We start from the raw sequence: 24,990 nt of genomic DNA, 5'->3' as shown, positions 1-24,990 counted from the left end.
GTTCCAGCGAGACGCGGGGCGGGGCCGGGCTCAGTCCAGGGTGGCGAGGACGTCGTCGGACACGTCGAAGTTGGCGTAGACCTCCTGGACGTCGTCGGAGTCCTCAAGGGCGTCCAGAAGGCGGAAGACCTTCTTGGCGTTCTCCTCGTCCAGGGGGACCGTGACGCTCGGCAGGAACTTGCTCTCGGCCGACTCGTAGTCGATCCCGGCGTCCACCAGCGCGCTGCGGACCGCGACCAGGTCGCCCGCCTCGCTGACGACCTCGAAGCTCTCGTCGCCGAGGTCGTTGACCTCCTCGGCGCCGGCGTCCAGCACGGCGAGCATCACGTCGTCCTCGCTGGTGCCCGCCTTGGGGACGATCACGACGCCCTTGCGGTTGAACATGTAGGACACCGAGCCCGGGTCGGCGAGCGAGCCGCCGTTGCGGGTGAGGGCGACGCGGACCTCGGAGGCCGCGCGGTTGCGGTTGTCGGTCAGGCACTCGATCAGGACGGCGACCCCGCCGGGCGCGTAGCCCTCGTAGGTGATGGTCTGCCAGTCGGCGCCGCCGGCCTCCTCACCGGCGCCGCGCTTGCGCGCGCGCTCGATGTTGTCGTTGGGGACCGAGTTCTTCTTCGCCTTGTAGATGGCGTCGTAGAGGGTCGGGTTGGCGTCCGGATCGCCACCGCCCGTGCGGGCCGCCACCTCGATGTTCTTGATCAGCTTCGCGAAGAGCTTGCCCCGCTTGGCGTCGAGGGCCGCCTTCTTGTGCTTGGTCGTCGCCCACTTGGAATGGCCGGACATCTGTCACTCCTCCACTGTGGTCCGGCGCACCAGATCGGCGAAGTAGTGGTGCACGCGGAAATCGCCTGTCAACTCCGGATGGAACGCGGTCGCCATGAGGCGCCCCTGGCGGACGGCGACGATCCTACCGGCGTTCGGGCCGCCGTCGGCGCGTCCGATGATCTCGACGCCGTCGCCGACCGATTCGACCCAGGGAGCGCGGATGAAGACGGCGTGGTACGGCGTGTCCCCCATGCCGGTCAGCGGGACGTCGGACTCGAACGAGTCGACCTGCCGGCCGAAGGCGTTGCGCCGGACGGTCATGTCGATGCCGCCGACCGTCTCCTGGCCCGGCGCGCCGTCCACGATGCGGTCGGCGAGCATGATCATGCCGGCGCAGGAGCCGTAGGCGGGCAGCCCCGCCTCGATCCGCTTGCGCAGCGGCTCCAGCAGCTCGAACGAGCGGGCCAGCCGCCACATGGTGGTGGACTCGCCGCCGGGCAGGACGAGGCCGTCGACGCGTTCCAGCTCGTCGGGGCGGCGCACGTTCAGGGTGCGGGCCCCGGCGGCCTCCAGCGCGCGGACGTGCTCGCGCACGTCGCCCTGCAGGGCGAGGACACCGATCGTCGGCACAGCGGTCACGCGAGAACCTTCCGGGGGTGCTGGGGGCCGTCCAAGCCTAGACGTTCGGTACAACGCCGCTCGCCACGGCGCGTCTTCCCCGGGCCCGGCGGCTCAGACGTGCTTGAAGCGGCGCAGCGGCAGTTCCAGCGGCAGGAACCCGTCCTTGCCCCGGTCGGCGATGCCGCGGCCGAACATGTGCTCCCCGGCGAGGGCGAGGCCGAACTCCTCCGGGTCGAACGGCAGCGGGACGTCGGGGGCGCCCGCGTCGATGGAGCGCCAGAACGGCCGCTCGGCGGGGAGCCGCTCGCCCTGGTCGACGACGACGCCGTCCTCGGCGGTGACGAACACGTCGCGCAGCAGCTCGCCGGACTCGTACCAGCGGAACCAGCAGCCGCGGATGACGTTGTGCAGCACGAGGACGCCGCAGTGCGATCCGGGCAGCGCGGCCGCGGCGGTGTCGGCGATGCGGCGGGCGTCGTCGTCGAGGCAGAACAGCCGCCGGTCGCACAGCAGCAGGGCCCGCTCGAACGCCCCGACGAACAGCTCGTCCTCGTACGGCCAGAGCGCGAAGTCGAGGACCGTGTCACCGGTCTCGGTCAGGGTGTCGGCCGGGTAGAGGCCCCGCGCGATCGCCGCGGCGGCGTCCGGGTCGGGCACCAGGCCCGGCCGGAACACCTCGGCGGGCTCCCCCGCGCTCGCGCAGGCCAGCGCGACCGACCAAGCCATGCTCTCCCCTCCCGCCGCCGGGCCTCGCCCGGGGGCCGCCCCCCTCGCCGGGACGCCGTCCCGCACCGGCCGCGCCGCCAGGGTAACCCGGCGGGTTTCACCTCACCAGCCGCGGCCCGCGAACTTCTGGTCCTCGCCGAGCCCGGCGGCGCTGATGCCGACCATGGCCTCGCCGAGCCCGCGGGACACCTTGGCGATCACACCGGGGTCGTCGTAGAACGTGGTGGCCTTGACGATGGCCTCGGCGCGCTGGGCGGGGTTCCCGGACTTGAAGATGCCGGAGCCGACGAAGACGCCCTCGGCGCCGAGCTGCATCATCATGGCCGCGTCCGCGGGGGTCGCGATGCCGCCCGCGGTGAAGAGCACGACCGGCAGCCTGCCGGCGGCCGCGACCTCCTTGACGAGCTCGTAGGGTGCCTGGAGCTCCTTGGCGGCGACGTAGAGCTCGTCCTCCGCGAGGTTCTGGAGGCGGCGGATCTGCTGGCGGATCTGGCGCATGTGCGTGGTGGCGTTGGACACGTCGCCGGTTCCGGCCTCGCCCTTGGAGCGGATCATGGCCGCGCCCTCGGTGATGCGGCGCAGCGCCTCACCGAGGTTGGTGGCGCCGCAGACGAAGGGGACGGTGAACGCCCACTTGTCGATGTGGTTGTCGTAGTCGGCCGGGGTGAGGACCTCGGACTCGTCCACGTAGTCGACGCCGAGGGCCTGCAGCACCTGCGCCTCGACGAAGTGGCCGATCCGGGCCTTGGCCATGACCGGGATGGACACCGCGCTGATGATCCCGTCGATCATGTCGGGGTCGCTCATCCGGGAGATGCCGCCCTCGGCGCGGATGTCGGCGGGCACCCGCTCCAGGGCCATGACGGCGACCGCGCCCGCGTCTTCGGCGATCTTCGCCTGCTCGGGCGTGACGACGTCCATGATCACGCCGCCCTTGAGCATCTCCGCCATGCCGCGCTTGACGCGGGCCGTCCCGGTCTCGGGCGTGGCGTTCTCGGGGGCGGGACTGGAAGTGGACACGGGTTTTCCTCACATGGAAGTACGACAAGTCCGTTCCATGGTATTGCCTGCTAGGGCGACCGCTCGACATGCCATGGTGTCAACGCGGGCGGGCGATCGTTTACAGAGTGCCGGCCGACGCGAGGTGGGGCCGCCGCCGCGCCGCCGGGCCCGCGCCGCTAGGGGATGTAGGGCTTGCCGTCGTTGACGATGACCACCCAGACCTGGCCCCGCGCGAACGTCATCGGCTCGCCCTCGGCGGTCGTGAAGGTGGTGCCCTTCTTCTCCGACGGCCTCGACCATTCGGCCTTGTACGACTTCCCGTCGCGGAGCACGAGCGCCTTGCCCTTCCCGGTGGTGTGGATCAGCGGCGTGTAGCTGCCGAGGAAGTCGCGGAACTTCGAGCGCGTGGTCTTCGCGTACTGGATGACGACCGTCCGACCGCCCAGGCGCCCGCCCTCGGCGGCGCGGTCGGGCCGGCCGCCGAAGCTGGCGAGCCACCGCTTCTGCTTCTTCGACCAGGTGAACCCCATGCTGGCCGACGGCCACCGCGCGGTGAAGCCCTTCGTGGGCTCGCCGCCCGCCGGGGCGTCCCCGAACCGGAAGCCGATGTCGCGGGGGCCGCTGGCCTTCGGCGCCTTCTTGAGCAGGTCCTTCGGGTCGGCGTAGAGGTTGTACGGGATCGGCTTGCCGCCGCCCCGGAAGTAGGCGCTCCCGGCGTTCTCCTGTGAGATGTCGTACACCGGCGCCTTGCGGACGTGCTTCTTCATCTTGCTCTGGACGCCGGAGAACGCGAACGCGGGCTTCCCGAACTGCGGCAGGATGTGCAGGTCGGAGATGCGGGCGCTGCGCACGGGCCCGACCCGCTTCGGCAGCTCGGACGAGTAGACCGCCATCAGCCGGGTCTCGCCGCCCTCGACCTGCTCGACGTAGACGATGTCGGCGGCCTGCACCCCGCTCTGCGGCATCGCGGGCCGGGTGTTCTCGATCTTGACGGCGAGGACGGGGTTGTCCAGCCCCTTCCGCTCGCCGGTGAAGGGGTGCGCGGGGGGCGGCGGCGTTTCGCTCGGCTCGGGCGCGGCCGTGCTGCGCGGCGGCGGCGCCGTGGCCGGCTCGCCGGACCCGGAGCAGGACACCAGGCCGGCGCCGAGGACGAGGGAACCGAGCACCGCGGCCGCACGGCCGCCGATGCCGGTGTCCCGGGCGGATCGCACGATGAGCCTCCCCTTGACCGCTCTGCCCGAGGGTAGCGAACGCGATCGGATGCGCCCGCCCGCCCAGCGGTACGGCCGCCGGACCCGGATGTGATCAATGCGGGGCCGTCCCAGCGGTCCCGCCGGTCAGATCCCGGGCGGATCGTCGTCGATCTCGAAGAAGTCGGGCAGCGGCGCGCGCCCGGCGAGCGGCAGGACGCGGATGAGCAGCTTGCGGCGGGCGGTCCGCGCCTGCGCGACGGCGTCGTTGTAGAAGCGGCGGGCGTAGGCGACCTTCGCCGCGGCGGCGGACAGCTCGTCCAGCACCCCCTCGCCGGCCCCGCTCTCGGCGAGCGCGCCCGCGAAGCCGGGCTGGTCGAAGACCGCGCGCAGCGCCCGCGACAGGTCGCTCTCGGCGAACTCGCGATGCTCGGCGCCCGCGGTGCGGGCCTCGTGGGCGGCGGTGGCGAGCACCAGGCTGGTCGCCGGGTCCAGCAGGCGGGAGGCGGCCAGTTCCAGCGCCGCCGCGGCCCGCCGGACCAGCGCCGCGTCCAGCCCGGCGCGGGCGGTCTCGACGCGGACGTGCAGCCGGTCGAGCCGGGTCGCGCGCCACGAGACGTACACGCCCACCAGGAAGACGACGGCGATCCAGAACAGGACGTCGATGATCCAGTCGTACACTCGGCGGTCTCCTAGGCCCCGTCCCGGAGCCCGGCCGGGCCGGACTCGACGACGCCGGCGCTCGCGAACGCGACGGTCTCGTACACGCGCAGCACGTCGCGGGCGACCGACGACCAATCGTAGGCGCGGACGGCGGCGCGGGCCTCCGCCGACAGCTGCTTGCGGCGTGCGGGGTCGTCGAGCAGCTCGCCGGCCGCCGCAGCGAGGGCCTCGTGGTCGCCGACGGGGAACAGCGCGCCGGCGCGCCCGCCGCGCAGCACCCGGTCGAACGCCTCGATGTCGCTGGCCAGGATGGGCGCGCCGGCCGCCATGGCCTCGGCGAGCACGATGCCGAAGCTCTCGCCGCCGAGGTTGGGCGCGACGAACACGTCCACCGAGTGGTAGGCGCGGACCTTGTCCTCCTCGCTGACCATGCCGAGGACGACGACCCGGTCGCGCAGGTCCGGGGAGACGCGCGACACGACGTCGTCGGCGTCGCCGGGGCCGGCCAGCAGCAGCCGCAGGCCGGGGCGCCGCCGCCCGAGGATCTCGAACGCGCGCAGCAGCACGTGCAGGCCCTTGCGGGGCTCGTCCATCCGGCCGAGGAAGCCCAGTGCTCCCCCGTCCGCGGTCTCCGGCGCGACTCCCCCGGCCGGCGCGCCCCGGCCGGGCCAGCCCGGCAGCGGGTCGGCCATCGCGTACCGCTCGGTCGCGACGCCGTTGGGGATCAGCACGGCATCGCCGCCGAGGTGCTCGACGAGGGTGGTGCGCGCCGCCTCCGACACCGCGATCCGGCCAGTGATCTTCTCCAGCGCGCTCTGCAGGATCGGCGCCGTCACCGACACCACGCGCGACTTCTCGTAGGACGCGTGGAACGTGCCGACGATCGGGCCGTCCGCCGCCCAGCAGGCCAGCAGCCCGAGCGACGGCGCGGCGGGCTCGTGGACGTGCAGGACGTCGAAGGCGCCGTCGTTGATCCAGCGGCGGACGCGACCGGCCGACAGGAACCCGAACGCCAGCCGCGCCACCGAGCCGTTGTAGGGGACCGGGACCGCGCGGCCGGCGGACACGACGTAGGGCGGCAGCTCCGCGTCGTCGTCCGCGGGCGTGATCACCGACACGTGGTGGCCGAGGGCGGTCAGCGCCTCGGCGAGGTCGCCGATGTGCTGCTGGACGCCCCCCGGGACGTCCCATGTGTAGGGGCAGACGATGCCGATTCTCATCCGGTGCCGTCCGTACCGTCGGCGATGTCGTCCACCCAGACCTTCTGCAGCATGTGCCAGTCCTCCGGGTGCGCGGCGATGCCCGCCTCGAAGACGCGTGCGAGCTCCTGGGTCATGGCCTGGATCTTCTCCTGTCTGCCGCCCTCGCCGGGAGCCGGGATCTCCTCGTGGACGCGCGCCGCCCAGTACTCCCCCTCGTACCAGAGTGTCACGGGGATGAGCGCGGCGCCGGTCTGCAGGGCCAGCGCGGCGGACACCGCGGGCATCCGGGCGGTGGCGCCGAAGAACTCGACGTCGATTCCGCTCTCGGTGAGGTCGCGGTCGACGACGAGGCACACCGGCCTGCCCGCGCGCAGGCGCTGCGCCATCCGCCCGTACGCGGAGGCGCCCTTGTGGGCGAGGACCTCCATGCCGAGCCCTTCCCGGAACGCGACGAACCGGTCGAACAGCGACTCGGGCTTGAGCCGCTCGGCGACGGTGGTGAACGGGTATCCGCGGTGGACGAGCCACGCGCCCGCGTGCTCGTAGTTGCCCATGTGGGGCAGGGCCAGGATGACGCCGCGCCCCGCTTCGAGGTTGGCGAAGATCTTCTTCTCGCCGGTCACCCGCATCCGGCCGAGGATCCGCGCCCGGCTGTACTCGGGCAGCCGGAACACCTCCAGCCAGTAGCGGAAGTAGGAGCGCAGGACCTTCTTGCTGAGGATGCGGACCTCGTCGTCGACGGCGTCCTTGCCGAGGACGCGGCAGAGGTTCTTCTCCAGCTGCCGCACGCCGGCGCCGTGGCGGTGCCAGGTGCGGTCGGCGAGGGCGGCGAACGCGAGCCGCGCGGCGGGCTCGGGCATCTTGCGGACGACCGTCCAGCCCGCGGCGTACGCGGCGTCCATCACCTCGTCCCGCAGGCCGGTGCGGTCCGCGCCGCGCGCGGAGCGGGTGCCCGCGCGGCGCCCGCCCGCGGCGGGGTCGCTCATGGGCTCGCCTCCGGCGCGGCCCCGGCCGCGTCCTTCGCCTGGGCGTGGACGGTGGCGAACCGCTGCGCGACGGTGACCGTGCTCAGCGCCGCGAGGAGCCACAGCGCGATGGCGAGGATGTAGGGCACGCCGAGCCCGTGGAACCCGGCGGCCACCAGCGCGACGATCAGCCGTTCGGCGCGCTCGGCGATGCCGACGTCGCAGGTGTAGCCGAGCCCCTCGGCGCGGGCCTTGGCGTAGGACACCACGACCCCGGCGACGAGGCAGTACAGGGCGACGCCGGCGAGCGGCTCCTGCCCGTCCCGCGACAGCCCGATCATCAGCCCGGCGAAGATCGCGGCGTCGGCGACCCGGTCCATCGTGGAGTCCAGGAACGCGCCGAACTTGGAGATCTTCCCGGTGACGCGGGCGACCGCGCCGTCCAGCATGTCGAACAGCACGAACGCGGTGATGACCAGCGTGCCCCAGAAGAACTCGCCGCGGGGGAACAGCGCGAGCGCGCCGGCGGCGACGCCCAGCGTCCCGATGACCGTGATGGCGTTGGGCGAGACCCCGGTCCGCGCGACCGCGTGTCCGACCGGGGTGAGGACGCGCCCCAGCGCGGGCCTGATTCTGTTGAGCATCGCCGTCCGTTCTCGTGGTTCTCCGGGGGGTGTGCTTCCGCGGGCCGCCGCGCAGCGCGCCCATCGTAGTGCGGAGGCGTCCCCGCGGGGGCCCCGGCGCGACCGGGACGGGCGCGGCGGCCGGGCGCCGCGCACGGATCGCGGTTGTTTGCCGTTCACCCCTTGTGGTCCCGCCCGTCCCGGGAAAAGGTGGTGATACGGGTGTGACGTCGGTCACGCACGTTGGACGAGGCCGGACGCCGCACTCGGACGCAGGGCCGGGCCGCCCGCATGGCCGGGCCCCCACCCACGCGGGCCTCCGCGCGGAGACCCGTCCGAGGAGGTAGTCATGGCGGACAAGGGAGGCCACCCGGGAGGCCACGGCAGGGCACCGGAGGCCGGCGGGTGCGACAAGGTGCGCAACGTCGCGCTGGTCGGCCATTCCGGTGCCGGCAAGACGACGCTGGTGGAGGCGCTGCTCGCCGCCACCGGCACGGTGCAGCGGGCGGGACGCGTCGAGGACGGCACGACCGTCGGCGACTACGACGAGGTCGAGGTGCGGCAGCAGCGCTCGGTGAACCTGGCCCTCGCGCCGTTCGCCCACGACGGCCTGAAGATCAACCTCATCGACACCCCCGGCTACGCCGACTTCGTCGGCGACCTGCGCGCCGGGCTGCGCGGCGCCGACGCGGCGCTGTTCGTCATCTCGGCGGTGGACGGCATCGACGGGCTGACCAGGATGCTCTGGGAGGAGTGCGCCGCGGTCCGGATGCCCCGCGCGGTCGTCATCACCAAGATCGACCAGCAGCGCGGCGACTTCGACGACGTGGTGCTGACCTGCCAGGACGTCTTCGGCGAGGGGGTCGCGCCGCTGTACTTCCCGGCCGGCGGCGGGGACGTGCCGCACGGGCTGATCGGGCTGCTGACCCAGCGCTGCTTCGACTACTCCACCGGGCGGCGGACCGAGTGCGACCCCGACCCGCGGTACCTGGAGCAGATCGCCGAGCAGCGCGCGACGCTGATCGAGGGGATCATCCAGGAAAGCGAGGACGAGACCCTCATGGAGCGGTACCTCTCCGGAGAGGACCTCGACGTCAAGGCCCTCATCGGCGACTTGGAGACCGCGGTGGCGCGCGGCAGCTTCTACCCCGTCCTCGCGACGTCGGTCCCGCACGGCGACCACCCCGGCCCGGTCATCGGCATGCCGGAGCTGCTGGAGGTCATCACCCAGGCGTTCCCCTCGCCCCTGGAGCACGCCATCCCCACCGTGACCCCCGTCGACGGGGGGCCGCCGCGGGAGGTCGCCTGCGACCCGGACGGGCCGCTGGTCGCCGAGGTCATCAAGACGATGTCCGACCCGTACGTCGGGCGGATCTCGCTGGTGCGGGTGTTCTCCGGGACGCTGCGCCCGGACATGACGGTCCACGTCTCCGGGCACGGCATGGCGGACCGCGGGCACGAGGACCACGACGTCGACGAGCGGGTCGGCGCGCTGACCTCGCCGCTGGGCAAGACGCAGCGCACCGCGTCGTCCTGCATCGCCGGCGACATCTGCGCGGTGGCGAAGCTGACCCGCGCCGAGACCGGCGACACGCTGTCCGACCCCGGCGCGCCGGTGGTGATGACGCCGTGGACGATGCCGGACCCGCTGCTCCCGGTGGCGATCCGCGCCAGGTCCAAGGCCGACGAGGACAAGCTCGGCCAGGCGCTCGGCCGGCTCGTCGCCGAGGACCCCACGCTGCGGCTGGAGAACAACTCCGAGACGCGGCAGCTGGTGCTGTGGTGCATGGGCGAGGCGCACGCCGACGTGCTGATCGAGCGCCTCCGGACCCGGTACGGCGTCGAGGTCGAGCGGATCGAGATGCGGGTCCCGCTGCGGGAGACGTTCGGCGGGAAGGCCAAGGGCCTCGGACGCCACGTCAAGCAGAGCGGCGGCCACGGCCAGTACGGCATCTGCCACATCGACGTGGAGCCGCTGCCGTCCGGCGAGGGCTTCGAGTTCGTCGACCGGATCGTCGGCGGGGTGGTGCCGCGGCAGTTCATCCCGTCGGTCGAGAAGGGCGTCCGGCAGCAGATGGCGCGCGGCGTGTCCGCCGGGTACCCGCTGGTCGACATCAAGGTCACGCTGCACGACGGGAAGGCCCACTCGGTCGACTCGTCCGACATGGCGTTCCAGGCGGCCGGCGCGCTCGCGCTCAAGGACGCGGCCGGCCAGGTGCCGATCCTGCTGCTGGAGCCGGTCGACGAGGTGGACGTGCTGATCGCCGACGAGTACGTGGGCCCGGTCATGTCCGACCTGACATCGCGGCGCGGCCGGGTGCAGGGCTCCCAGGCGGTGCCCGGCGGCCGCACCGTGATCAAGGCGGAGGTCCCGCAGCTGGAGATCATCCGCTACGCGATCGACCTGCGCTCCATGTCGCAGGGCACGGGCACGTTCAGCCGCTCCTTCCTGCGCTACGAGCCGCTCCCGACGCATCTGGCCGAGAAGCTCGCCGGCGGGGCGAAGGACGGCTGACGGCCCCTTCCCCGCACCGGGCCCCGTCCGCCGCCGGCGGGGCCCGGGCTCAGCCGCCGCCGGGCCGGCCCCGGGGCGGGACCGGCGGCTGGACCGCGCACGCCGCCGTCCCGCCCGGCAGCCGGTGCCGGTTGCGCGCGACGAGCCGGTAGGCGGCGTGCGCGGCCCAGCTGACCGGCGCCACCCGGATGACCACCCCGAGCGCCCGCCACGGGCCGCCCGCGGCGGTGAGCAGCCGCCCGACGGCCTCCGCGCCGCCGCTGACCCGCCCGGCGCGGTCCACCCACAGGACCTCGTGCTCGGCCCGCTCGACCGTGGTGCCCAGCTCACCGAGGTCGGCGTACTGGAAGGCGACGATGTCGGCGCGCACGGGCACGTACCGCTCGATGAACCGCACCGAGGACGTGCAGAAACCGCAGTCGCCGTCGTAGACGAGCACCGGCCGCTCCCGCCGCGCCACCGCCTGCGCCGCCTGCCGGGTCATGACGCGGGCCAGGCGTCGGCGAGCATCCGGCGGGTGTCGCGCAGCAGCTGCGGCAGCACCTTGGTGTGCCCCACGACCGGCATGAAGTTGGTGTCGCCGCCCCAGCGCGGGACGACGTGCTGGTGCAGGTGCGCCGCGATCCCGGCGCCGGCGACCAGCCCGAGGTTCATCCCGACGTTGAAGCCCTGCGCGCCGCTGCACTTGCGCAGCGCCGCGAGGGCCCGCTGGGTGAACGAGGCCAGCTCCCCGCACTCGGCGTCGTCCAGCTCGCCGTAGTCGGCGACGTGCCGGTACGGGACGACCATCAGGTGCCCGGAGTTGTACGGGTAGAGGTTCAGCACCGCGAACACCGACGTGCCGCGTGCCACGACGAGCCCCTCGTCGTCGGGCATGCGCGGGATCTCGCAGAACGGGCAGCCGTCGTCCTCGCCCGCCCCCGTCGGCCTGCCCTCGCCCTTGATGTAGGCCATCCGGTGCGGGGTCCACAGCCGCTGGAAGTTGTCGGGCGTGCCGGCGCCGCCCCTCTCCTCCTCGTAGCGGGGCGTGCGCCCGCTCCCGGTACCGGACGCGCCCTCGTCGCGCCCCTGCTGCACCACGGACTCCTCCGGCTCTGCGCTCAAGGCGGCGGTCTCCTTTTGCTCACGTCCTGACCAGCAGCATAGAGAGAGTTTCCCGGTGGCCCGCAGCCGGGATCCCGCCGCGCGCCGCGCCCGCCGGCGGCCCGTTGCGTGACGCCGCGCGGGTCGCTCCGCCACCATGGTCCCGAACCGACCGCAGGGAGCGATCATGACCGGGCTCGACGAAGGCCGCACCGGGAACGGCGAGCCGGGGCCGGAGGCCGGATCCGCGCCGTTCTTCCCCGGGCCGGCCGCCCGCCGCGCGGCGCACTCGGCCGCCCACCGGGGCACGGTGCCGCCGCCGGGGACGCCGCTGCCCGCACCGCCCGCCGCCGGGGCCGGCGCGGTGCCGATGACGCTGCGCGGGTCGTCGTCCGACATCACCACGGGGGTGGAGGGGCGCATCACGATCGCGGACGAGGTGATCGGCAAGATCGCCGCGCTGGCCGCGCTGGAGGTGGCCGGCGTCGCCGCGCTGATCGCCCCGCCCGGCCCGGGGCGGGACGGCACGGGCGTGCACGTCGATCCGGACGAGGACGAGGTGACGCTCGACCTCGGCATAGCGGTCGAGTACGGCTGCGTGATCCGCGACGTGGCCGACGCCGTGAAGGCCAACGTGGCCAGGGTCGCGGGCCTGATGCTGGGGTCGCGGGTCGCGGCGGTCAACGTGGCCGTCGGCGACGTCCGCAGGCCCGCAGGCCCGCGCCGCTGAGACGCGTCACCCGATGCGGGCGTAGCACGTCTGCATGTTCACCCCGACCGAGACGGTGGTGACCTTCACGCGCTCGACGATGGCCGGTGAGATGCCGCGGAAGCGGAACGTGTGGGGCCGGCCGCCCGGGACGGTGGTCTGCTGGGACACCGGCGCCCGCCCCTGCAGCACGAGCTCCGCCCGGATCGCTCCGCTGGAGGCCACCGTGATCACGACGTCGATGCCGGTCTCCGTGGCGCGGTAGGACGCGGTGCCGTCCGGGCACCACGTCAGTTCCCCCGTGCCGCCCTGGCCGGGGAGCGCGGGCCCGCCGCCCTGCCCGCCGCCCTGGCCGCCGCCGTCCTGCTGCCCGCCCGGGGCGGGCAGGCCGCTCCCGTCCTGCTGGGGCGCCGCCCCGGTCGGCGCGCCGGGCAGGACCGGGTCCCCCGGGACGCCGGCCGGCGCGCCGGGCGACGCGGCCGGGTCGGGTGAGTTCTGGGCGCCCGCGCCGCCGGCGCCCTCGCCGTCGTCGATCAGCGGGATGAGCAGGACGACCACGGCCGCGGCCACCAGCAGCATCGTGCCGGCGTAGCCGGCGATGCGGGCCGGGAGGGACCGCGAAGGCCGCGCTCGTTTCCTGGCCCTCATGTCCGCCGTCTCCCCGTTCGTGGCACGTGAGCGTTGAGGTTACCAACTCCGGACATGTCCGGTTCACGTCCCGCAGACGTTCGCCGGGGCCACGAGCCGCCGGGTCAGGGCGCCGAGGTCGCGGGCGACCGCCTCCGGCTCGTGCAGGGGCGCGACGACGTGGCTGATCGTCACCCGCAGCAGCGTCTCCACCAGCACGCCCCTGACACCGGCGGGGACGGCGGGCCAGGTCCGGTCCGCGTACGAACCGAACATGGCGATCACCTCCGCGAGCATCGGCTCGGCGCCCCGGGTGGCGAGGGCGACGAGGTCGTCGTCCCGGTACCGGCCGGCCCCCATGATGCTCCGCAGCAGCCTCCGCCGCCGCGCCTCGGCGAAGACGAACCCCAGCGCGGACTGCACCGCCGCCGGGAGGTCGTCCAAGTGCCGGTCCAGGCGTTCCTGGACGCCGCCCACGAGCATGTCGATCTCGCGCTCGACGAGGGCGCGGCCCAGCCCGATCTTGTTGCCGAACTCGTTGTAGGCGGTCTGGCGGCTGACCCCGGCCGACCGGGCGACCTGCGCGAGCCGCAGGGCCTCCCAGTCGCCGTCCTCCACGATCGCGTAGGCCGCGTCGAGGAGCCGCTCGCGCGGGGAGCCCTGTTGACACATTCGGCGATTTCGCCCATCCCCCGCCACGCCCCGCCCCTCCGGTGTTGTCATCCGCCGGACAAGAGACGCCGGGGCCCCCTGCCGCATAGTGCGTCAGGTGAAGATCATACGAAGATCCGCCGGGCACCGTGTCCCGGCCGCGATCGCCGCCGTCACCACCGCACTCGCCCTGACCGTCGCCGTAGGGCCCGCCGCGCGGGCCGAGACCGCGTGGACCGTCCGGCAGTCCCCGTTCACCCTCGGCTTCAGCAGGCTGCTGGGAGTGTCGGCGGCCGGGCCGGACTCACTGTGGATCGGCGGCTACCAGTGGCACAGCAGCCAGATCGTGTCATGCCTGGAGACCGGGCCGTGCACCGTGCGCGTCCACCAGAATCCGACCCTGCAGCGCTGGACGGGGAGCGGCTGGTCCTGGGCGGGCACGCCCGGCATGACCGGGCACGGGCAGATCAAGTTCCTGGACGCGGTATCGGCCGGCGAGGCGTGGGCGGCCGGTTCCCGCGACGCCCCGGCCGGCACGAGCGAGGGCACGCCCTACCTGGCGCACGCCACGAATCAGAACTGGAGTGAGGTGACCGCACCGGCCACCCTCAGGACCATCGAGGCGCTGGACGCCGGCGCGCAGGACACGTGGGTGGCGGGCATGCCGGTCTCGCCGGACGAGCCTTCGGTCTACCGCCACTCGGCCGGGACGTGGGTTCCCCACACGCTCGGCGCCTCGATCCAGGGCATCCGGCAGCGGACTCCCGGCGACGTCTGGGCCGTCGGCCGTACCGCCACCGCGGACGGTCAAGGGCTCGCCTACGCCGCCCGCTTCGACGGATCCACCTGGCAGACCGTGACGCCGCCGCAGGCCGAGGGGAAGAAGGGGCGCCTCGGGGCGGTCCTCCCGCTGGCCGCCGACGACGTGTGGGTCACCGGGTACGTCGAGGAGAACGGCGTCCGCAAGGACGCTTCGTACCACTGGAACGGGTCCACCTGGCGGGAGGACGTCCTCCCCCCGGGCGGCCGCTTCGGAGGCGGGCAGCACCACACCTTCGGCCCGGACGCCGACACCGGCTACTACGCGCCCGACGGCCTCATCGCGGACGGTGAGGGCGGGCTCTGGGCCGTCCCGTCGGCGAGCGGCGCCTACAGCGATCCGCGCCTCCTGCACTACACGGACGGCGCCTGGCGGCTGGAGCAGACCCTTCCCGGCGTGAAGGGCGCGGTCCAGGGGATCACGCGCGTCCCCGGTACGGACTCCGTCTGGGCCGTCGGGTTCCAGGACGGCGGGAAGCCGCTGGTCATCTCCGCGGACTGACCGGCCCCGTGCCGGAACGGGCCGGGGCCACGCCGCACGGGGGCGGCGTGGCCCCGGCTGCGCCCGGTGGGGCCGGCCGGGGAGATCAGATCTGGACGCGGGCCTCGATCGCCTTGACGATCTCCTCGACGGCCTCGGCGACCGGGACCCCGTTCTTCTGCTCGCCGCCGCGGTACCGGAACGACACCGCGTCCTTGGCGACGTCGTCGTCCCCCGCGAGGAGCATGTACGGGATCTTCTGCTTCTGCGCGTTGCGGATCTTCTTCTGCATCCGGTCGGCGGAGGTGTCGACCTCGACCCGGACGCCGCGCTCGCGGAGCATCGCCGCGACCTTGTCCAGGTGCGGGACGTGCGCGTCCGCGATGGGGATGCCGACGGCCTGGACCGGCGCCAGCCACGGCGGCATCGCGCCCGCGTAGTGCTCCAGCAGCACGCCGAAGAACCGCTCGATCGACCCGAACAGCGCCCGGTGGATCATGACGGGCCGCTGCCGGGTCCCGTCGGCGGCCTGGTACTCCAGATCGAAGCGCTTGGGCTGGTTGAAGTCGACCTGGATGGTGGACAGCTGCCAGGTGCGGCCGATCGCGTCCTTGGCCTGCACGGAGATCTTCGGGCCGTAGAACGCCGCGCCGCCCGGGTCGGCGACGAGGTCGAGGCCGGACTCGTCCGCGGCCTTGCGCAGCGCCTCGGTCGCCTCCTCCCAGTCGGCGGCGTCCCCGATGAACTTCGGCGAGTCGTCGCGGGTGGACAGCTCCAGGTAGAACTCGCTGAGCCCGTAGTCGCGCAGCAGGTCCAGGACGAAGCCGAGCAGGTTCTTCAGCTCGTCGCCCATCTGCTCCTTGGTGCAGTAGATGTGCGCGTCGTCCTGGGTCATGCCGCGGACGCGGGTGAGGCCGTGCACCACGCCGGACTTCTCGAACCGGTACACCGAGCCGAACTCGAACAGCCGCAGCGGCAGCTCGCGGTAGGACCGCCCGCGCGCCCCGAAGATCAGGTTGTGCATCGGGCAGTTCATCGGCTTGAGGTAGTAGTCGCCGCCGTCGACCTCCATCGGCGGGAACATGTCGTCCTTGTACCAGCCGAGGTGCCCGGAGACCTCGAACAGGTCGCCCTTGGTGATGTGCGGGGTGTTGACGAACTCGTACCCGCCCTCCTCGTGGCGCCTGCGGGAGTAGTCCTCCATGACGCGGCGGACGACGCCGCCCTTGGGGTGGAAGACGGCGAGACCGCTGCCGATCTCGCTCGGGAACGAGAACAGGTCGAGCTCGGCGCCGAGCCGGCGGTGGTCGCGCTTCTCGGCCTCCGCCAGGAGCCGCAGGTACTCGTCCTGCTTCTCGCGGGACTCCCACGCGGTGCCGTAGATCCGCTGGAGCTGCGGGTTCTTCTCGCTGCCGCGCCAGTACGCGCCGCCGGTGCGCATCAGCTTGAACGCCGGGATCACGCGGGTGGACGGCACGTGCGGCCCGCGGCACAGGTCCTTCCAGCGCAGGTCGCCGGACTTGGCGTCGAGGTTGTCGTAGATGGTCAGCTCGCCGGCGCCGACCTCGACGCCCGCGCCCTCGGCGGCGTCCTCGGCGGACCCGGCGCCCTTGAGGCCGATCAGCTCCAGCTTGTAGGGCTCGCCGGCCAGCTCGGCGCGGGCGTCGTCGTCGGAGACGGCCCGGCGGGCGAACCGCTGCCCCTGCTTGACGATCTCCCGCATGCGCTTCTCGATGCGCTTGAGGTCGTCGGGGGTGAACGGCTCGGCGACGTCGAAGTCGTAGTAGAAGCCGTTCTCCACCGGCGGGCCGATGCCGAGCTTCGCCTCCGGGAACAGCTCCTGGACGGCCTGCGCCAGCACGTGCGCGGCGGAGTGCCGCATGATCGCCCGGCCGTCGTCCGAGCCGATCTCGACGGGTTCGACGGCGTCCCCGTCGGCCAGCTCGCCGGCGAGGTCGCGCAGCTCGCCGTTCACCCTGGCCGCGATCACGGTGCGCCCGTCGGCGTCGAGGGCCTGCCCCGCGGTGGTGCCCGCCGGCACCGCCCGCTCGCTGCCGTCGAGGGTGATGCGCAGCTCCGACACGGTCGACACGGGTACTCCTCGCGATGATGGATTGGGATCGGCGGGTTCCGATGCTATCGAGTCGGGATGTGCGCCGGACGCATCCGGCGGCATCGGCGGTGCCATGGGCCGCTCCTCTCGTTCGGTGGAGGGCCCGGGGCGGTCCCGGAAGGCCGCCGGGAAGCGGCAGGGCCCCGGGATCGCTCCCGGGGCCCTGCCGCGTGCAATGTCAGGACATGCCGCCGCCGCGCCGGGAGTGACCCGGCGTCGTCGTCATATGGAAGGCGTGCGGCACGCCTCCATGCTAGCCGAGCATCGGGTTCACGCGGTGGCGCGAGGCGACGAGAGCCTGTCCATGTCCTCCAGCTCGATGCCCTTCGTCTCGGGCACGTAGCGCAGGACGAACAGCAGCGCCAGGACGGAGAACGCCGTGTACAGGCCGTAGGCCAGGGTGAGCGAGAACCCGGACAGCGCGGGGAACGTCGTGGTGATCACCCAGTTGGCGAGCCAGTTGACGGCCGCGGCCACGGCGAGCGCGGACGCGCGGATGAAGTTGTTGAACATCTCGCCGAGCATCACCCACATGACCGGTCCCCACGACACCGCGAACGAGGCGACGAACGTGTTCGCCGCCACGAGCGCGAGCGGGCCGGCGAGGTCGCCGAGGACCGGCTCGCCGTCCACCACGGCCGCGGTGCTGAAGCAGACGGCGAGGGTGCCCAGCGAGACGGCCATGCCGGCGGCGCCGACGATCAGCAGCCGGCGCCGCCCGACCCGGTCGATCAGCGCGATCGCGACCACCGTGAACACGACGTTGACCAGCGAGTTGATGATGGAGGTGAACATCGCGTCGCCCTCGTCGGCCCCGACCGACTGCCACAGCGACGTCGAGTAGTAGAAGATGACGTTGATGCCGACGAACTGCTGGAACACCGCCAGCAGGATGCCGATCCAGACGATCGGCCGCAGGCCGAGGCGGTCGCCGCGCAGGTCGCCGAGCCGGACGGGCCGGTCCTCGGCGAGCGAGGCCCGGATCTCGTCGAGCTTGGTCTGGACCTGCTCGGCGGGCATCACCCGGGTGAGCACCCGCCGGGCCTCCTCCGTCCGCCGCCGCTTCACCAGGTACCGGGGCGATTCGGGCAGGATCAGCGCGATGACCGCGTAGAGGGCGGCCGGCAGCAGCTCGCTGCCGAACATCCACCGCCAGGCGGTGCCGCCCAGCGGGAACTCCCCGCCGGCGCCGCCGTCGGAGACCCGGGCGATGACGTAGTCGGTGACCAGCGCGGCGAAGATGCCGAGGACGATCGCCATCTGCTGGAGCGAGCCGAGCCGGCCGCGCATGTGGGCGGGCGCGATCTCGGCGATGTAGGCGGGCACGATCACCGACGCCCCGCCGATCGCCAGGCCGCCGAACAGCCGCCAGGCGATCAGGTCGGCCGGCCCGACCGCCAGCGCGGCGCCGATCGAGCTGACCGCGAAGATGACCGCCAGCAGGAGCATGGTCCGCGCCCGGCCGATGCGGTCGCTGACCGGGCCGGTGAACCAGGCGCCGACGACGCAGCCGAGCAGCGCGGACGACACCACGAACCCGATGAGGAAGTCGCTCACGCCGAAGTCGTCCTGGATGGCGTCGACCGCACCGTTGATCACCGAGGAGTCGAAGCCGAACAGGAACCCGCCGACGGCGGCCGCGGTCGCGAGGAACACGGCGACGACTGTGGGATTGGCCGGCCCCTTGTCCTCCGGGCCGCGCTGGGGTTTCGAGGTCCCACCCGATGCGGTCATGCCCGTCAGCTTCCCGGGAGAAGGAAAGTTACTCCTCCCCGGCGGAGCGCGGCAGGTCAGTCGCGTACGGCGATTCCGAGCACGTGCGGCGACGCCGGATTGCCGCGCGTGTCCGGGAACTCGAAGCGCCGCTCGGTCCGCACAGTGAAGCCGGAGCCGGCGATCAACTCGTCGGTCCTGCGGGACACGTGGCAGCCGCCGGCGAGCAGCGGCCACACCACGTCGGTCCAGCGCTGGAACCGCGCCTTCCCCGGCGTGCTCCCGCGGACGTGCTCGTAGTAGCGCAGCTCGCCGCCCGGCCGCAGCACGCGCCGCAGCTCGGCCAGCGCGCGGGCCGGGTCGCGCACCGAGCACAGCACGAGCGAGGCCACCGCCACGTCGAAGGACGCGTCGCCGGCCTCGATGTCCTCGGCTACGCCGGGCCGCACGGTGACGGGGACGGGCGCCCCGGCGGCGAGCTCGGCCGCCCGCGCGCGCAGCCGCGGCTCGGGCTCGACCGCGACGACCTCGGTGACCTCCGGCGGGTAGTGCGCGAAGTTGGCCCCGTATCCGGCGCCCACCTCCAGGACGCGGCCGGACGCCCCGGCGAGCAGTTCGGCGCGGTGCTCGGACCCGCCGGCCCGGGCGGTGGCGGCGTCCAGCCGCGGGTACAGCCGGGCGAAGATCGGATGCCTCAGGTCGGTCATCAACGCAGTGTCCGCCGCCCCGGGCGACCACCGCAAGATCGCCGTCCGGGGAAGGCCGGGCGGGCTGATACCAGCGGGGCGGGCGGAAACTCCCCCGCCGGGGTCAGGCGGTCCGTCACCGGCGGGTTCTAGGCTCCGGGTGATGAACGAACCGGACCGCTTCGCGCCGGGGGGCCGCCCCCGGCTGCTCGCCGGCGTCCGCTCGGCGCTCCTGCCGGGCGGGGACGAGCCGGCCGTCACGCTGCTGCCCGAGCGCAACGCGCTGCGCATCCCCCTCCTGCTGCTCCTGCTCGGGCTGACGATCGGCTTCACGGGCGGGTCCATCGCCATCTCCGTCACCCAGGACGGCGTCGACACGAGGCTCGCCTGGCCGCTCGGGGTGCTGCAGGCGGCGCCGCTGCTGTTCGCGGCGCGGTGGCCGCTGGCGGCGTGGCGGGTCGCCGCGGCGGGGCTGCTGCTGATGGTCTTCGTCCGGCACGGCGAGGGGTTCATGCCCTGGCCGGTCACCGCGATCCTCGCGCTGATCGTCATCCTGTTCTTCACCGGGGTCGGCGCCGACCGGCAGACCACCCTCGGCGTCGGCGCCGTGACCATCGCCGGGGTGCTGCTGCCCGCCGTGCTGTTCGGCATGCCCGGCTGGTTCGCCATGATCCTCGCCGGGCTCGCGGGCCTCGCGCTGACCTTCGGCGACGCGGTCGGCGGCCGGCACTCGGCCGTGGAGGAGCTGCGCAGGCGCGAGGAGCAGCACCGGCAGGACCTGGCGCGGCAGGCGGTGCTGGAGGAGCGCGCCCGCATCGCCCGCGAGCTGCACGACGTGGTCGCGCACCACATGTCGGTGATCGCGATGCAGGCGGAGGCGGCCCCCTACAAGATCCCCGACCTGCCGGACGCGGCGCGGCAGACGTTCGGGGTGGTGCGGGACGCCGCGCGGGAGGCCCTCACCGAGACGCGCCGCGTCGTGGGGCTGCTGCGCGCCGACGACGAGGACGCCGAGCGCACCCCGCAGCCGGGGCTGGAGCGGCTGGACGACCTGGTCGGCGCGGCCCGCCGGTCCGGCCTGTCGGTCGCGGTCTCGGTCGCCGGGGTGCCGCGGCCGCTGAACGCGGGCGTCGACCTGTCGGCGTACCGGATCGTCCAGGAGTCGCTGAGCAACGCGTCGCGGCACGCGCCCGGCTCGCGCGTCCGGATCGAGGTCCGGTACGGCGCGAAGACGCTGTCGGTCACGGTCGACGACGACGGCGCCCGCAGTTCGCCGGAGCCGTCGCCGGGCGGCGGGCACGGGCTCGTGGGGATGCGCGAGCGCGTGACGATGCTCGGCGGCGTGCTGACCGCCGGCCCGCGGGACGGCGGCGGCTGGTCGGTCGTGGCCGAACTGCCCTACGGCGACCCGGCCTGATCCCCGGCGCTCTAGGGTGTTGCCGTGACGATTCGGGTGCTGATCGCCGACGACCAGGTCATGATCCGCGACGGGCTCGCGGCGCTGCTGTCCTCCGACCCGGGGATCGAGGTGATCGGGCAGGCGGGCGACGGCCGCGAGGCGGTGGAGATGGCCCGCCGGCTCGACCCCGACGTGGTCGTGATGGACATCCGGATGCCGGAGATGGACGGGCTCGCCGCGACCGCCGAGCTGATCGGCGCGCCGGTCCCCGGCACCGACCCCGCCGACGTGCGGCCGAAGGTCCTCGTGCTGACGACGTTCGACCTGGACGAGTACGTCTACGAGGCGCTCGGCGCCGGGGCCAGCGGGTTCCTGCTGAAGGACGCCTCCGCCGCCGACCTGGTGAACGGCGTGCGGGTCGTCGCGTCCGGCGACGCGCTGCTCGCCCCGTCGATCACCCGGCGGCTGATCGGCGACTTCGCGCGCCGGCGGCGGCACCAGCGGCCCAGCCCGAACGCGACCGCGGGGCTGACGCCGCGCGAGCTGGACGTCCTGCGGCTCATGGCGCGCGGGCTGTCCAACGCCGAGATCGCCGCGGAGCTGGTGCTGGCCGAGCAGACGGTCAAGACGCACGTCGGGCACGTGCTGACCAAGCTCGCGCTGCGCGACCGGACGCAGGCCGTCGTGTACGCCTACGAGAACGGTCTCGTGGGCTGACCCGGGGGGTTCTCAGCGCGACGGGTCGAGGACGAGCTTGCCGGTCGTGCGGCGGGCGCGCATGTCCTCGTGGGCGCGCCTGGCCTCGGTGAGGCCGTACTCGCCGCCGCCGACCACGCGGAGCCGCCCGTCCGCGGCAAGGCCGAACAGTTCGCCGAGGGCGGTCCGCATCACGTCCCCGGGGAGCTGGAAGACGTGCGCCAGCCACATGCCGGCGATCGTGGTGGAGTGGCTCATCAGCGTGGCGGGCCGCACGGGCGACGGCTCCTTCCGCGACGCCATGCCGTAGAAGGCGAGGCGCCCGAACGGGGCGAGGGCGCGCAGGCTCTGGTCGGTGACGCTCCCGCCGGTCATCTCCAGGACGGTGTCCACCCGCCTGCCCTCGTTGGCCTCGATGAGCGCGGCCTTGAGGTCGGGCTCGCCGGGGTCGACCGCGGCGTCGGCGCCGAGTTCGAGGGCGAGGTCGCGCTTGTCCTGCGACGACGCGGTCGCGATGACGCGCCCCGCGCCCCATGCCTTGGCGAGCTGGACGGCGAGGCTGCCGACACCGCCCGCGGCGGCGTGCACGACGACGGACTCCCCGGGTGCGAGGTGGACGCTGCGGCGGAGCAGGATCCACGCCGAGGCGCCCTGGACGACCATGGCCAGGGCGGTGCGGTCGTCGATGCCGTCCGGGACGTCCCAGGCGCGTGCCTCGGGCGCGACGGCCTTCTCGGCGTAGCCGCCGGTGCCGACGAGCGCGACGACGCGGCGGCCGTCCGCGGTCGTGCCGACGACCTCGCCGCCCGGGACCAGCGGCAGCGCGGACTCCGCGAGGTAGCTGTTCTCGGCCTGGTGGGTGTCGGCGTAGTTGACCCCGGCCCGCGACACGTCGATCAGCAGGTGGCCCGGCCCGGCCTCGGGGTCGGGCAGCTCGGTGACGGTGAGCACCTCGGGCCCGCCGAACTCGGTGATCTGTATGGCGCGCATGGTTCTCCTGTGCGGTCGGTGGTCCGGTGTTCAGCGCGGGCCGGGGACGCCGCGGAACTTGAACGGCTCGGACGGGCGCCCCGGGACCACGTACCAGGCCTCCCCCGTCCCGTCCGCGGCGAGCACGCGCATGAACGCCTCGACGACGTCGGCCACCTCCAGGATGGGGAACCCGGTCTCCTGGAGATGCCCCTTCAGCGAGGCGAGGATGTCGGTGTCGGCGAACGAGGGGCACAGCGCGTTCACCCGGATGCCCTCCTCGGCGAGGGTGGGGCCGAGCGCGCGGACGAGCCCGACCACGGCCGCCTTGTTCGCCCCGTAGACGGGGTCGAACGGCGTGGCGGTGAGCGCGGCCATGCTGGCGGTGGCGACGATGTCGCCGCCGCCGCGGGCGCGCAGCGCGGGCAGCGCGGCGTGCACGCCGAAGAAGACGCCGTCGAGGTTGATGCCCATGGCCCGCCGGTAGGCGGCGAGGTCGAAGGCGTCGCCGACCCCGCCCCCGCCGGCGACGCCGGCGTTGAGGAACGCCACGTCCAGGCCGCCGAAGCGCTCGACGGCGGCCGCGACGGCGGCCTCGCTCTCTTCGGGCTCGCGGACGTCGCAGCGGACGAAGGCGCCGTCCAGCTCCTTCGCGAGCTCCGTCCCGGCCTCCGTGTCGACGTCGGCCAGCACCACCCGGGCGCCGTCCGCGGCCAGCCGGCGCGCCACCGCGGCCCCGATGCCGTTGGCTCCGCCCGTGATCAGCGCGACCTTGCCGGTGCCGTCGAAGCCGCGGTCGTCGACTGCCATGGGACTCCCCTCACCAAGTAACTGACTCGTCAGTTACTCTAGCGGAATGGACTTCGGTTTGAGCGAGCGCGCCCAGGAGCACCTCGGCCGCCTCAATGACTTCATGGACTCCCACGTGTACCCGGCGGAGCCGGTGTACGAGGCCCAGCGGGCGGAGTTGCGGGCCGCGGGGCGCGAGCACCACCTGCCCCAGATCGTGGAGGAACTCAAGGCCGAGGCGCGCAAGCGCGGCCTCTGGAACCTCTTCCTGCCCGACAGCGACGACCCGGCCCACGGCCTGTCGGTCACCGACTACGCGTCCCTCGCCGAGGTGACGGGCCGGTCCGTCGAGCTCGCGCCCGAGGCCGTCAATTGCGCGGCCCCCGACACCGGCAACATGGAGGTCCTGCACCTGTTCGGGACGCCCGAGCAGAAGGAGCGCTGGCTCAAGCCGCTGCTGAACGGCGAGATCCGCAGCGCGTTCGCCATGACGGAGCCGGACGTGGCCAGCTCCGACGCCAAGAACATCTCCACCAGCATCGTCCGCGACGGCGACCACTACGTCATCAACGGCCGCAAGTGGTGGACCACCGGCGCCGCCGACCCGCGCTGCAAGATCATGATCCTGATGGGCAAGACCGACCCGGACGGGCACCCGTACCGGCAGCAGTCGATGGTGCTGGTGCCGTTCGACACGCCGGGGGTCGAGATCATCCGGTCGCTGCCCGTGTTCGGGTACCAGGACCAGCACGGCCACTGCGAGATCACCTTCACCGACGTCCGCGTCCCGGTGGAGAACCTCATCGGGGAGGAGGGCGGCGGCTTCGCCATCGCCCAGGCGCGCCTCGGCCCCGGCCGCATCCACCACTGCATGCGCGCGCTCGGCGCCGCGGAGCGGGCGCTGGAGCTGATGTGCAAGCGTGCCCTGTCGCGCGAGGCGTTCGGCGGGCCGATCGCCAAGCAGGGCGTCGTCCGCCAGCAGATCGCCGAGTCGCGGATGGCGATCGACCAGGCCCGGCTGCTCACCCTCAAGACCGCCTGGCTGATCGACAAGCACGGCGTGCAGGCCGCCCGGTCCGAGGTCGCGGCGATCAAGGTGATCGCGCCGCGGGTCGCGCTGGAGGTCGTCGACCGGGCGATCCAGGTGCACGGCGGCGCCGGCGTCAGCGCCGACACCCCGCTCGCCGCCATGTGGGCGGGCCTGCGGACGCTGCGCCTCGCCGACGGCCCCGACGAGGTCCACGTCCGCTCCGTGGCCCGCGCCGAACTGGGCAAGTACGCCGACGCATGACCGACGGCACGGGGGAGCGCGAGCCGGGCGTGCGGCGGCGGATGCCGTACGCCCGGCGGCGCGAGCAGCTGCTCCAGGTGGCGCTGGAGGAGTTCGGCCGCCGCGGCTACCACCTGACGCAGATGGAGCACGTGGCCGCCGCCGCGCAGGTGTCCAAGGCGCTGCTGTACCAGCACTTCACCTCGAAGGAGGAGCTGTTCGCCGAGGTCACCGAGGCGATCGTCGCCGAGCTGACGGCCCGGCTGAACGAGGCGGTGCTCGCCGAGCGCGGCTCGCCCGACGGGATCCGGGCGATGATCCGGGTGCTGTTCGACTACGCCACCGACGAGCCGGACGCGTGGGCGCTGGTGATCCGGCACCTCGACAAGCCCGACGACGTCGGGGTCGAGCTGCGCGAGCTCCGCGACCGCCTCGGCGGCGCGTTCGCCGACCTGCTGCTGCGCCGCCGCCGCGCCGACCCGAAGCTGTCCCCGGCGGCGCTCGCGGTGAACGAGCGGCGCGCGCGGCTCCTCGTCCCCCTAATGTACGGGTCGATGCTGTCGATGGTGTCGTGGTGGCTGGAGCACCCCGACACCCCGCGCGAGCGCGCCGAGCAGATGGCGATCGAGTTCATCTGGCTCGGCCTCGACCGGCTGCGCACCGGCGAGCGGCTCCCCAGGGAGTAGCCCCGGGGCGGGCACGGCGGGCACGCG

Annotated in this window: 25 protein-coding genes; 7 read left to right on the top strand and 18 right to left on the bottom strand. The window is 73.5% G+C overall.

Translation table 11 applies throughout. The features are described 5' to 3' along the window. Window positions 1–30: 30 nt before the first annotated feature. From E1200_RS05415 to pgsA, 9 genes are all read right to left on the bottom strand, one after another. Window positions 31–783, bottom strand: a complete 753-nt coding sequence (locus E1200_RS05415) for a YebC/PmpR family DNA-binding transcriptional regulator (RefSeq protein ID WP_131950672.1) — start codon at window positions 781–783, stop codon at window positions 31–33. A gap of 3 nt (window positions 784–786) precedes the next feature. Then, window positions 787–1,404 (bottom strand): pyridoxal 5'-phosphate synthase glutaminase subunit PdxT, encoded by a 618-nt coding sequence (gene pdxT, locus E1200_RS05410; RefSeq protein ID WP_131950671.1) that lies wholly within the window; start codon window positions 1,402–1,404, stop codon window positions 787–789. Window positions 1,405–1,497: 93 nt separating this feature from the next. Then, the gene (locus E1200_RS05405; RefSeq protein WP_131950670.1) at window positions 1,498–2,112 is read right to left on the bottom strand and encodes a hypothetical protein; all 615 of its coding nucleotides are present in this window, start codon (window positions 2,110–2,112) and stop codon (window positions 1,498–1,500) included. Between the two features lie 102 nt (window positions 2,113–2,214). Next, window positions 2,215–3,132 (bottom strand): pyridoxal 5'-phosphate synthase lyase subunit PdxS, encoded by a 918-nt coding sequence (gene pdxS, locus E1200_RS05400; RefSeq protein WP_131950669.1) that lies wholly within the window; start codon window positions 3,130–3,132, stop codon window positions 2,215–2,217. Between the two features lie 158 nt (window positions 3,133–3,290). Beyond that, window positions 3,291–4,325, bottom strand: a complete 1,035-nt coding sequence (locus tag E1200_RS05395) for a DUF3048 domain-containing protein (RefSeq protein WP_131950668.1) — start codon at window positions 4,323–4,325, stop codon at window positions 3,291–3,293. A gap of 126 nt (window positions 4,326–4,451) precedes the next feature. Continuing rightward, a complete protein-coding gene (locus E1200_RS05390) occupies window positions 4,452–4,985 on the bottom strand; it encodes a hypothetical protein (protein WP_131950667.1) in 534 nt (177 codons plus the stop codon). A gap of 11 nt (window positions 4,986–4,996) precedes the next feature. Then, window positions 4,997–6,187: a glycosyltransferase family 4 protein gene (locus E1200_RS05385; protein WP_131950666.1), complete on the bottom strand. Its 1,191-nt coding sequence runs from the start codon at window positions 6,185–6,187 to the stop codon at window positions 4,997–4,999. Next, window positions 6,184–7,155 (bottom strand): phosphatidylinositol mannoside acyltransferase, encoded by a 972-nt coding sequence (locus tag E1200_RS05380; RefSeq protein WP_131950665.1) that lies wholly within the window; start codon window positions 7,153–7,155, stop codon window positions 6,184–6,186. The genes E1200_RS05385 and E1200_RS05380 overlap by 4 nt, the downstream gene beginning before the upstream one ends. Further along, window positions 7,152–7,778 carry a phosphatidylinositol phosphate synthase gene (gene pgsA, locus E1200_RS05375; protein WP_131950664.1) on the bottom strand — a complete coding sequence of 209 codons (627 nt, stop codon included), beginning with the start codon at window positions 7,776–7,778 and terminating at the stop codon, window positions 7,152–7,154. Before pgsA ends, E1200_RS05380 begins: the two co-directional genes overlap by 4 nt. Window positions 7,779–8,106: 328 nt before the next feature. On the opposite strand from pgsA, the gene E1200_RS05370 reads away from it, so the two are divergent. Further along, a complete protein-coding gene (locus E1200_RS05370; RefSeq protein WP_131950663.1) occupies window positions 8,107–10,272 on the top strand; it encodes an elongation factor G-like protein EF-G2 in 2,166 nt (721 codons plus the stop codon). 49 nt (window positions 10,273–10,321) lie between these two features. On the opposite strand, the gene E1200_RS05365 is transcribed toward E1200_RS05370, so the two are convergent. Beyond that, on the bottom strand, window positions 10,322–10,756 hold the full coding sequence (locus E1200_RS05365; protein WP_131950662.1) for a DUF393 domain-containing protein: 435 nt from the start codon (window positions 10,754–10,756) through the stop codon (window positions 10,322–10,324). Beyond that, entirely contained in the window at window positions 10,753–11,244 is a 492-nt protein-coding gene (locus E1200_RS05360; protein ID WP_243708352.1) for an HIT domain-containing protein, read from the bottom strand. The genes E1200_RS05365 and E1200_RS05360 overlap by 4 nt, the downstream gene beginning before the upstream one ends. Window positions 11,245–11,542: 298 nt before the next feature. Between E1200_RS05360 and E1200_RS05355 the strand changes: the two genes are divergently transcribed. After that, the gene (locus E1200_RS05355; protein WP_165950202.1) at window positions 11,543–12,085 is read left to right on the top strand and encodes an Asp23/Gls24 family envelope stress response protein; all 543 of its coding nucleotides are present in this window, start codon (window positions 11,543–11,545) and stop codon (window positions 12,083–12,085) included. Between the two features lie 6 nt (window positions 12,086–12,091). Here E1200_RS05355 and E1200_RS05350 read toward each other — a convergent pair whose 3' ends face one another. Then, window positions 12,092–12,712: a hypothetical protein gene (locus tag E1200_RS05350; protein ID WP_131950660.1), complete on the bottom strand. Its 621-nt coding sequence runs from the start codon at window positions 12,710–12,712 to the stop codon at window positions 12,092–12,094. A 63-nt stretch (window positions 12,713–12,775) separates the two neighbouring features. Continuing rightward, window positions 12,776–13,363: a TetR family transcriptional regulator gene (locus tag E1200_RS05345; RefSeq protein ID WP_165950201.1), complete on the bottom strand. Its 588-nt coding sequence runs from the start codon at window positions 13,361–13,363 to the stop codon at window positions 12,776–12,778. Between the two features lie 97 nt (window positions 13,364–13,460). Between E1200_RS05345 and E1200_RS05340 the strand changes: the two genes are divergently transcribed. After that, a complete protein-coding gene (locus tag E1200_RS05340; RefSeq protein WP_131950658.1) occupies window positions 13,461–14,663 on the top strand; it encodes a hypothetical protein in 1,203 nt (400 codons plus the stop codon). A gap of 85 nt (window positions 14,664–14,748) precedes the next feature. Here the strand turns inward: E1200_RS05340 and thrS are convergent, their stop codons facing one another. From thrS to E1200_RS05325, 3 genes are all read right to left on the bottom strand, one after another. Further along, window positions 14,749–16,734, bottom strand: coding sequence for a threonine--tRNA ligase (gene thrS, locus E1200_RS05335; protein ID WP_131950657.1), 1,986 nt, complete (start codon window positions 16,732–16,734; stop codon window positions 14,749–14,751). Window positions 16,735–17,025: 291 nt separating this feature from the next. After that, window positions 17,026–18,489, bottom strand: a complete 1,464-nt coding sequence (locus E1200_RS05330) for a sugar porter family MFS transporter (RefSeq protein ID WP_131950656.1) — start codon at window positions 18,487–18,489, stop codon at window positions 17,026–17,028. A gap of 56 nt (window positions 18,490–18,545) precedes the next feature. Further along, entirely contained in the window at window positions 18,546–19,175 is a 630-nt protein-coding gene (locus E1200_RS05325) for a class I SAM-dependent methyltransferase (protein ID WP_131950655.1), read from the bottom strand. Between the two features lie 142 nt (window positions 19,176–19,317). Here E1200_RS05325 and E1200_RS05320 point away from each other — a divergent pair, with 142 nt between their 5' ends. Continuing rightward, window positions 19,318–20,571 carry a sensor histidine kinase gene (locus tag E1200_RS05320; RefSeq protein ID WP_131950654.1) on the top strand — a complete coding sequence of 418 codons (1,254 nt, stop codon included), beginning with the start codon at window positions 19,318–19,320 and terminating at the stop codon, window positions 20,569–20,571. A 24-nt stretch (window positions 20,572–20,595) separates the two neighbouring features. Beyond that, window positions 20,596–21,270: a response regulator transcription factor gene (locus E1200_RS05315; RefSeq protein ID WP_131950653.1), complete on the top strand. Its 675-nt coding sequence runs from the start codon at window positions 20,596–20,598 to the stop codon at window positions 21,268–21,270. Between the two features lie 12 nt (window positions 21,271–21,282). Here the strand turns inward: E1200_RS05315 and E1200_RS05310 are convergent, their stop codons facing one another. Both E1200_RS05310 and E1200_RS05305 read right to left on the bottom strand, forming a co-directional pair. Beyond that, window positions 21,283–22,239 (bottom strand): NADPH:quinone oxidoreductase family protein, encoded by a 957-nt coding sequence (locus E1200_RS05310; protein WP_131950652.1) that lies wholly within the window; start codon window positions 22,237–22,239, stop codon window positions 21,283–21,285. Between the two features lie 30 nt (window positions 22,240–22,269). Continuing rightward, the gene (locus E1200_RS05305) at window positions 22,270–23,028 is read right to left on the bottom strand and encodes an SDR family NAD(P)-dependent oxidoreductase (protein ID WP_131950651.1); all 759 of its coding nucleotides are present in this window, start codon (window positions 23,026–23,028) and stop codon (window positions 22,270–22,272) included. Window positions 23,029–23,074: 46 nt separating this feature from the next. On the opposite strand from E1200_RS05305, the gene E1200_RS05300 reads away from it, so the two are divergent. Further along, the gene (locus E1200_RS05300) at window positions 23,075–24,298 is read left to right on the top strand and encodes an acyl-CoA dehydrogenase family protein (RefSeq protein ID WP_131950650.1); all 1,224 of its coding nucleotides are present in this window, start codon (window positions 23,075–23,077) and stop codon (window positions 24,296–24,298) included. Then, the gene (locus E1200_RS05295; protein WP_131950649.1) at window positions 24,295–24,963 is read left to right on the top strand and encodes a TetR/AcrR family transcriptional regulator; all 669 of its coding nucleotides are present in this window, start codon (window positions 24,295–24,297) and stop codon (window positions 24,961–24,963) included. The genes E1200_RS05300 and E1200_RS05295 overlap by 4 nt, the downstream gene beginning before the upstream one ends. Window positions 24,964–24,990: the final 27 nt, after the last annotated feature.

This window comes from Actinomadura sp. GC306, from assembly GCF_004348665.1.
Lineage (GTDB): Bacteria > Actinomycetota > Actinomycetes > Streptosporangiales > Streptosporangiaceae > Spirillospora.
The sequence above is the reverse complement of the archived record's forward strand: the minus strand, read 5'-3'. Positions and strand labels throughout refer to the sequence as shown.

What these genes read in the sequence shown, in the direction of transcription:
- E1200_RS05380 (WP_131950665.1), bottom strand. Translation starts at nt 7,155, where the DNA reads ATGAGCGACCCCGCCGCGGGCGGGCGCCGCGCGGGCACCCGCTCCGCG.
- E1200_RS05385 (WP_131950666.1), bottom strand. Translation starts at nt 6,187, where the DNA reads ATGAGAATCGGCATCGTCTGCCCCTACACATGGGACGTCCCGGGGGGC.
- E1200_RS05405 (WP_131950670.1), bottom strand. Translation starts at nt 2,112, where the DNA reads ATGGCTTGGTCGGTCGCGCTGGCCTGCGCGAGCGCGGGGGAGCCCGCC.
- E1200_RS05350 (WP_131950660.1), bottom strand. Translation starts at nt 12,712, where the DNA reads ATGAGGGCCAGGAAACGAGCGCGGCCTTCGCGGTCCCTCCCGGCCCGC.
- E1200_RS05365 (WP_131950662.1), bottom strand. Translation starts at nt 10,756, where the DNA reads ATGACCCGGCAGGCGGCGCAGGCGGTGGCGCGGCGGGAGCGGCCGGTG.
- E1200_RS05310 (WP_131950652.1), bottom strand. Translation starts at nt 22,239, where the DNA reads ATGCGCGCCATACAGATCACCGAGTTCGGCGGGCCCGAGGTGCTCACC.
- E1200_RS05295 (WP_131950649.1), top strand. Translation starts at nt 24,295, where the DNA reads ATGACCGACGGCACGGGGGAGCGCGAGCCGGGCGTGCGGCGGCGGATG.
- E1200_RS05345 (WP_165950201.1), bottom strand. Translation starts at nt 13,363, where the DNA reads ATGTGTCAACAGGGCTCCCCGCGCGAGCGGCTCCTCGACGCGGCCTAC.
- E1200_RS05305 (WP_131950651.1), bottom strand. Translation starts at nt 23,028, where the DNA reads ATGGCAGTCGACGACCGCGGCTTCGACGGCACCGGCAAGGTCGCGCTG.
- E1200_RS05355 (WP_165950202.1), top strand. Translation starts at nt 11,543, where the DNA reads ATGACCGGGCTCGACGAAGGCCGCACCGGGAACGGCGAGCCGGGGCCG.
- E1200_RS05325 (WP_131950655.1), bottom strand. Translation starts at nt 19,175, where the DNA reads ATGACCGACCTGAGGCATCCGATCTTCGCCCGGCTGTACCCGCGGCTG.
- pgsA (WP_131950664.1), bottom strand. Translation starts at nt 7,778, where the DNA reads ATGCTCAACAGAATCAGGCCCGCGCTGGGGCGCGTCCTCACCCCGGTC.
- E1200_RS05415 (WP_131950672.1), bottom strand. Translation starts at nt 783, where the DNA reads ATGTCCGGCCATTCCAAGTGGGCGACGACCAAGCACAAGAAGGCGGCC.
- E1200_RS05320 (WP_131950654.1), top strand. Translation starts at nt 19,318, where the DNA reads ATGAACGAACCGGACCGCTTCGCGCCGGGGGGCCGCCCCCGGCTGCTC.
- E1200_RS05370 (WP_131950663.1), top strand. Translation starts at nt 8,107, where the DNA reads ATGGCGGACAAGGGAGGCCACCCGGGAGGCCACGGCAGGGCACCGGAG.
- E1200_RS05300 (WP_131950650.1), top strand. Translation starts at nt 23,075, where the DNA reads ATGGACTTCGGTTTGAGCGAGCGCGCCCAGGAGCACCTCGGCCGCCTC.
- E1200_RS05330 (WP_131950656.1), bottom strand. Translation starts at nt 18,489, where the DNA reads ATGACCGCATCGGGTGGGACCTCGAAACCCCAGCGCGGCCCGGAGGAC.